This window comes from Hymenobacter sp., from assembly GCF_035709525.1.
Lineage (GTDB): Bacteria > Bacteroidota > Bacteroidia > Cytophagales > Hymenobacteraceae > Hymenobacter.
On the sequence record NZ_DASTEP010000007.1, the window covers coordinates 1 to 6,789 of the forward strand.

7 protein-coding genes are annotated in these 6,789 nt (G+C 63.5%); 2 read left to right on the forward strand and 5 right to left on the reverse strand.

Annotated elements, in window-relative coordinates:
• Positions 1 to 91: 91 nt before the first annotated feature.
• The 3 genes from VFO93_RS00575 to VFO93_RS00585 all read right to left on the reverse strand — a co-directional run bounded on the left by VFO93_RS00575 (position 92) and on the right by VFO93_RS00585 (position 3,311).
• The gene (locus tag VFO93_RS00575) at positions 92 to 1,450 is read right to left on the reverse strand and encodes a lysophospholipid acyltransferase family protein (RefSeq protein ID WP_325132353.1); all 1,359 of its coding nucleotides are present in this window, start codon (positions 1,448 to 1,450) and stop codon (positions 92 to 94) included.
• 206 nt (positions 1,451 to 1,656) lie between these two features.
• A complete protein-coding gene (locus VFO93_RS00580; protein ID WP_325132354.1) occupies positions 1,657 to 2,472 on the reverse strand; it encodes a hypothetical protein in 816 nt (271 codons plus the stop codon).
• Between the two features lie 110 nt (positions 2,473 to 2,582).
• A complete protein-coding gene (locus VFO93_RS00585) occupies positions 2,583 to 3,311 on the reverse strand; it encodes a DUF421 domain-containing protein (RefSeq protein WP_325132355.1) in 729 nt (242 codons plus the stop codon).
• 159 nt (positions 3,312 to 3,470) lie between these two features.
• On the opposite strand from VFO93_RS00585, the gene VFO93_RS00590 reads away from it, so the two are divergent.
• Positions 3,471 to 4,202 (forward strand): SDR family NAD(P)-dependent oxidoreductase, encoded by a 732-nt coding sequence (locus tag VFO93_RS00590; protein ID WP_325132356.1) that lies wholly within the window; start codon positions 3,471 to 3,473, stop codon positions 4,200 to 4,202.
• A gap of 126 nt (positions 4,203 to 4,328) precedes the next feature.
• On the opposite strand, the gene VFO93_RS00595 is transcribed toward VFO93_RS00590, so the two are convergent.
• Both VFO93_RS00595 and VFO93_RS00600 read right to left on the reverse strand, forming a co-directional pair.
• The gene (locus VFO93_RS00595) at positions 4,329 to 5,309 is read right to left on the reverse strand and encodes a DUF5694 domain-containing protein (RefSeq protein WP_325132357.1); all 981 of its coding nucleotides are present in this window, start codon (positions 5,307 to 5,309) and stop codon (positions 4,329 to 4,331) included.
• Positions 5,310 to 5,412: 103 nt separating this feature from the next.
• Entirely contained in the window at positions 5,413 to 5,739 is a 327-nt protein-coding gene (locus VFO93_RS00600) for a hypothetical protein (RefSeq protein ID WP_325132358.1), read from the reverse strand.
• 318 nt (positions 5,740 to 6,057) lie between these two features.
• Here VFO93_RS00600 and VFO93_RS00605 point away from each other — a divergent pair, with 318 nt between their 5' ends.
• The gene (locus VFO93_RS00605) at positions 6,058 to 6,753 is read left to right on the forward strand and encodes a C40 family peptidase (protein WP_325132359.1); all 696 of its coding nucleotides are present in this window, start codon (positions 6,058 to 6,060) and stop codon (positions 6,751 to 6,753) included.
• Positions 6,754 to 6,789 lie beyond the last annotated feature (36 nt).

The following is a 6,789-nucleotide window of genomic DNA, read 5'->3' on the forward strand; positions in this document are numbered from 1 at the left end:
GAGCGCAGCGAGCAGCGGCGTAGGTGGACGTTATTTAGCGCCTGCTAACGTGGATGCTCGCTGCGCTCGCTCGCCAAGCTGGAGCTTGGCGTTACAGCATCCTACTCAGATACTCAGCCCGCGCCTCATCCAGCATACCCAGCACGGCCGCCCGGCGGGCGCGCAGCCCGGCGCGCACGGCCAGCGGCAGCTGCCGCACCCGCAGGCGGCGCAGGCGCGCGCTCAGCGTTTGCCAGTAGCCGAGGGCGTAGAAGCCGGCCAGCGGCAAGCTCAGCACGAAGAGCAGCGTCAGCCGCCAGTCGTGGGTGAGGAAGTGCTGCACGGCGGCGGCCTCCACGGCGTAGGCCAGTGGAAAAGTCAGCATCCCCACACCTAGCATGATGGCAGCGATAAACTCGGTTTCCTTGGTAGCGCGGCGCGCTACCTGCGACGGAATTTTATAAGGTATGTAATTGGTCAGCAAGCCGTAGAGCCATACCGGGAAGCCCAGAATCAGGCTGAGGTAGTCGGGCAGGCCGGTGCTGGGGCGGCGGGTTTGGTCGAGGGCTTCGTCGTCTACTTTGTGGTGCTGAAGCTCGGCGAGGTAGGTGGTGAGGGCAGCGCGTAGGGCGGCCAGCCGGCCAGCGTCGTGCTGCTCAAACCAGGCCACGGCATCGAGCAGGGTGCGGCTGAGCTCGAAGTTGTCGTAGAGCGTGGTAGGGTCGTCGTCGGGGTTAAGGTGGTCGCCGAAGGTGCGCTCAACCTGCTGGGCCAGGGCATCATCCTCAGCGGCGCGGCTGATGACGAGGCGGCGCGTGAGGCGGCGGCGGATTTCCTCGGTCAGCTCATCGGCGGCGGCTTCGGGGTTCTGGCGGTAGCGGGCGGCGTAGTCGGCCACCACGATGGGCGGGGCCACGTTGAGCAGCACATCGGAGCGGAAGCGCGTGGGGTCGAAGTAGTTGGTGCCCACGCATACCAGCTTCAAGCCCAGCTTGAAATCGTGCCGCGCCTCGGTGCCCAGCGCGATGCGGGCGGCCCCGGTTTTGAGCGGGCGCAGGCGGCGCTCGCTCACGCTGGTGCCTTCGGGGAAAATCATGACCGTACCGCCGCGCTCCAGGTAGTCGTAGCAGCGGCCAAAGCTGGCCTCGTTGCTGGCGGCCAGCTGGCGGGCGCTGGCGGCATCGGGGCCACCCTCCGCATCCTGGCGGCGGTAGATGGGGATGCAGTTGGCCGAGCGCATGATAGCGCCCAAGACCGGGTTTTTGAAGAACGTGCTCTTGGCCAGAAACGCGATGGGCTCGTGGCGCTGCACGGCCGTCACGAGCGGGTCCATGAGGGTGTTGGGGTGGTTGCTGCACAGCATGAGCGGGCCGGGCAGGCGCAGCCGCGCGCGGTGGCGCACCTCGAGGCGGCGGAAAAACACGCGCAGCCCCAGGCGCACCACGGGCTTCATCACGGTGTAGAAGAGCATGGGGCAAGTTTACGCACAAAGGGCCGGCTGCGCGTGCGGCCGGCCCTTTGCGGTGATGTTTCTGAGTTCTTGAGTACAACCGTCATGCTGAGCGGAGCGCAGCGGAGTCGAAGCATCTCTATCGGTGAACTGATTTCCTGCGTCAGCAACGAAGCGGTAGAGATGCTTCGACTCCGCTACGCTCCGCTCAGCATGACAACCAGAAGCTAGTTAGGATTTTGGTTGCCGCCCGAGTTGGCGTCGTACCGGCTGCCAGCCGGGCCTTGGTCGCGACGCTGGCCGGGGCTGAATGAGCCGCCGCCTACGCTGGTGCTGCGGTCCGACGAGGTAGTACGGCCGTGGTCGTTGCTGTGCGCGTTGGGGGCCGAGGTGTAGCCGCTGCCCGAGCTCACGCGGGACTTGCCGCTGGGCGACGAGGCCGTGCCGTAGCGCGAGGCACCCCAGGGGCGCTGGCCGCGGCGGTCGTAGGCGTGGTCGCCATCGCGGGTGTGAGGCTGGTGGTCGAAGGGCGACTTGCGGGGCCGCTCGCGGTACTCGCCGGCCTCCCGTTTCTTTTTGCCGCCGCGCACAATCAGGAACGCAACGCCGGCGGCGACTGCGCCCACGATTACCGCTTTCTGCGTGGTGGTCAGGTCATTTACCTTGTTTAGCGCCTGGTTGCCCAGGTCTTTGGCTTTCTGGGGAATCTGCTGGGCCTGCTCGGCCACGCCCGAGTCGTTGAGCCACTGCTTGCCACTGGCCACGGCGTTGTCGAGCTTTTCTTTACCGCTGGCTACTACGGTGTTGAGCTTGTCTTTGCCGTCGGCCACGGCGCTGCTGAGCTTGTCTTTGCTGGTGGCTACGGCGCTGTCGAGCTTGCCTTTCAGGCCATCGGCAGCGGCGGGCTGGGTGCTGGCGGGGCTATCGGTAGGGTACGGCGAATTGCCGGTGGCGTGGGCCGCCGTGGTCGAGAAATCCGAGCTGGTGTGCGACGTATTTTCGGCAGGCGACGACAGGCCGGGCTGGTGGGAAGTGGGTTCCATGCGCAACAGAATATTAAAAGGAAAGGAGAGAGAAAAGCCGCCCGCGCTGGCTGGGTCAGGGCGGGCGGCTAGTATTCGTAAGTCGGCGGTAGTTGGTTGCGCCCCAGCTTCTAGCCCACGCGAGGCGTAGCGCAGGCCGGCAGCCAGCCCTGGCGCTGCTGGCAACGCGGGCACGCGGGGGCCGGGCCGGCCGGCAGCTCGCGCACGGTACCGCAGGCGTGGCAGGCGTAGGAGCCACTTTTGGATAATTCGCGTAGCGGGTGGCGGTAGATTTCGGGCCAGATGGGCAGGCCGGGGCGCTCGTCTTCGGGCTCAAAAAAGAAGGCGCTAACCTCGCCCGTCGCCTCAATGTAAATGCGCCGCACCTGCCCCAGGTGCTCGACCTGGTGCTGCCGCAGCTGCCCAAACAACTCCTGCGCCGTGAGCGGCGCTTTGGAAAACGCTTGGTAGTCAAGCTCACCCTCCGTCAAAATCAGCTCGGGCTCGCCCTCTACCAGATACTCGATGCGCGGATGCCGGTCGATGAGGTAATTAGCCCCAACATAGAGCGCAATTATCACCACGAACACGACCAGCGCGTGCAGCAGCGGCGTGTCGTGGTAGATGGTGGCGTCGCCGGCGGCCGTGCCTAGTATCAATATCAGCCCAAACTCGAAGATGGACAGCTGCCGCACCCCGCGCTTGCCCGACACGCGCAAGGCCCCGATGGTGAGCACGAACACGAACACGCAGCGCAGGGCAATTTCGAGCAGAAAGCTCAGCGGCGCTTCTTCCGACACCAGCAGGCGCTGGATGGAGAAAGGTTCGACGGCCGCCAACAGGACTTGTGAGAAAAGCATGAAGCGCTATACGGCCGAGGCTGGCCAGCAGCCGAACCACTGGTGCTGGCTTGGGTAATAATGGCTTTTTCGTGAAAACCGCCCACCTTAGCCGAACAACCTGCCGCGCCGCCCGTTTGGTAGCCAGCATCGATAAGCGCTACTAGTACTGAATAGGATATGGCTCGGTTTAAAGACAAGGTTTGCATCGTTACGGGTGCCACATCCGGCATTGGCCGGGCCACGGCCGTGCGCCTGGGGCGCGAAGGGGCCGCCGTGGTGTGCCTGGGCCGCGAGGTGAAGGAAGGCCGCGAAACCGTGGCCGAGATAAAAGCGGCCGGCGGCGACGGCTTTTTCCTGAAAACCGACGTGGGCCGCGACCCCGACCTGGTGCGCGCCGTAGACCGCACCCTGACCCGCTACGGTCGCATCGACGTGCTTATCAACGACGCGGCCATGATGACCTACACGCCCCTGCTCGAAACCAAACCCGCCGATTGGGACCGCGTGCAAACCGTGAATCTGCGGGCGCTGTTCCGGCTCTGCCAGCTGTGTTTGCCGCACATGAAGGGCGGCGCGGTAGTAGCCATCAGCTCGGTCCACGCCTTCCAAACTACCCCCAACGTGGTGCCCTACGCCGCCAGCAAGGGCGCTACCGAGGCCTTCGTGCGCGGCCTCTCGCTCGAAATTCCCTATACCCAGGCCCGCATCAATGCCCTGGCCCCCGGCGCCGTGGAAACGCCCATGCTGCGCCAAAACCCTAACGTGCAGAACGGTACCGAAAAGATTACCGGCCAGATAGGTACACCCGACGAATTGGCCGCCGCCATCTGCTTCCTGGCTTCGGACGAGGCCAACTTTATCAACGGCACCACGCTGGTGGTGGATGGCGGCCGGCTGGCGCAGCTGTAACGAGCTCGCCCCTGCGTGAACCTCACCCCCTAGCCCCCTCTCCAAAAAAGAGGGGGAACTATTTTTTAGTCATAGTTTCTAAAAGCTAGAACTAGAGCTAGTCCCCCCTCTTTTTTGGAGAGGGGGCTAGGGGGTGAGGTTCACGCAGGGGCGAGCCAACTCACTCAGCCGCTTGCTACCTGCCCTTGTTTTCAAATACTTAGCCGCGTGCGTTACCCGGTAGCCGGGGTTAGCGGCGAACAGCTCTTCCAGCACGCCCACGTGGGCCAGGCCCATCATCACCAGCACGCGCCGGGCCTGGGTTTGCTGCTGCGCCCGCAGGATGTTGGAGTAGATTTTCAGGTTGCGGTTGTAGAACAGCGTGATGTAGTGCGCCCCCACGTAGGCCGTATCGACGCGGCCCAGGTCCACGGTATTGGTGCCCGAGGGCGCAAAGGTGCCGCTCGTCACGAGCGCCGGCGTGTTGAAGTTGGCGCGATGAATCAGCTTCACGAGCGCCGGCTGGTTGGCCAGCGCGAGGTAGTCGTAGAGCGACAGGCTATCGTGCTGCACCTGCCGCCGCAGCGGCCGCGATGCGGCTTGCAGCTGCTGCCAGTCGCGCCGGAAATAGCTAATATTACGGCCCGTGCTCAGCAGGTTTTGCGAAGTCGAGGCGTAGTAGTCGATGCCACGCGGCGCGGGCAGCCCCAGCTGCCGGGCCAGCGCGAAGCCCACCTGGTAGCGCTCGCCGCGCCCCTCGGGCAGCGTGGCAAAGGCCAGCTTGCCAGCCAGGTACTGCGCGTAGAGGCTGTCGAGCCGGGGCTGCTCGCGGGGCTCCGCTTCGAGCAGAATGGCGTCGGGCTGGAAACGGGCCAGCTGCGCCCGCAGCTTGGCCAGTTCGGCCTGCTTTTTGGGGCTGTACACATCCGATTCGGGCTGCTTGTTGTAGAGCGCGTTCAGGTGGTCGAAGCCCACGACCATGACGGCAGCCGGGCCGGGTTTAGTAGCCTGCGCGCGGCCGGCAAGTGGATTTAGCAGGCTTAGCAATAAGCTGATAAGCGCTGGCAAAGGTGCCAGGGCAGGCAGGCGAAAGGTGGGTAGTAGCAGCACGGCCGCGAAGTAACGCAAAACAGTGCTGACTCGCCTGCCAAGCTGTAGAGACGCAATATTTTGCGTCTAACGTTAGGGTACGATATCAGACGTAAGACGCAAGATATTGCGTCTCTACCTCCTACAGTTGCCTTGCAGCCCGCGCCCGCTCCAGCATAAACTGCCGGGCGCCTTCGCGCGCCTCCACCTCAAACTTATTCTGGTAGTAGCCCACGCGGGCCGACTCGAGGAGATATTCGGCCAGGAAGCGTGCCAACCCCAGGTCGCGCACCTGGCGCAGGTGTACTTCTTCGTGCGCCACCCACTCGGGGTCGGCCAGAAATTCCTCGCGGGTGGCCCCGCTCAGGTGCACCGTCTGGCCCAGTACCATGGCCACGCTACCCTTATTGCCGAGCACCAACCGGGCAATGCGGGCCAGCGGGGAATTAACAAAAGTGCGGGGAGCCATAACGTACAAGATTCGGGCTAAGCTACGACGCAGTTTCGGTAATGGTTGCAAATCGCAAAAATTATTTTAGGCCATTTTTCAGTGTTTTTCCGGGATTTATTGACTTTTTCCTCTTTTTATTGAATGCATTTGAAAATTTTTCGCTTAGCTTTGGCCAGGCCGGTTTTGTAGCCGGCCTTCAAAAATCAGCTATTCGACTTCTCTTTTTACTTTTTTTCTGTCGGCTTTGGCCGCTCTGCCTAGTGCAACACTTCCCACCTTTTTTGCCCGGTCAGCCAGCTTGAGGGCGCTGCCGGAGCCCACCTCCAACGACGACTGATGAAGAATATCCTGCTGTCCTGCTTCGCCGCTGCTGCCCTTACGCTTTCTTTCTGCTTTGAACAAGCACCCGATGCTTCGGCCTCGGCCGGTACCGCGCCCCGCGCCGTGCCCGCCGTAGCCGAAGCATCGCTGCTTTCGGGCCTGCTCGCCGGCAACGGTGAAACGCCCAAGTCGGAAGAGCCCGAATCGGCGGCTACCACGGCCTCGCGCGACTCGCTTGCCTACGGCTACTACGGCCAGACGCTCGGCGTGAAACTCGCCCAGACCGAGAACAAGAGCCTCCTCCAGACCATTGTGGACTGGATTGGCACGCCTTACAGCTTCGGGGCCAGCTCGCGCCGGGGCACCGACTGCTCGGGCTTCGTGACGCAGGTGTACAAGAAGGTGTACGGCATCTCGCTCAAGCACAGCTCGCGGGCCATGTTCGGCTCGGCCAAGCGCGTGGCCAAGAGCGACATGAAGGCCGGCGACCTCGTGTTTTTCAGCCACGGCAAGGGCAATATCTACCACGTGGGCATCTACCTGAAAGACGGCAAGTTTGCCCACTCGGCCACCAACGGCGGCGTGATGGTAAGCTCGCTGCACCAGGCCTACTACAGCCGCAATTTCTACGCGGCCGGCCGCGTGGCGGGCACCGAAGTGCCGCAGGCCGAGGAAATGCTGGCCGCCGCCACGGCCCAGGCGACGGAGTAACGTAGCGCGAACTTTGTAGTTCGCGTTCGTGAGCGA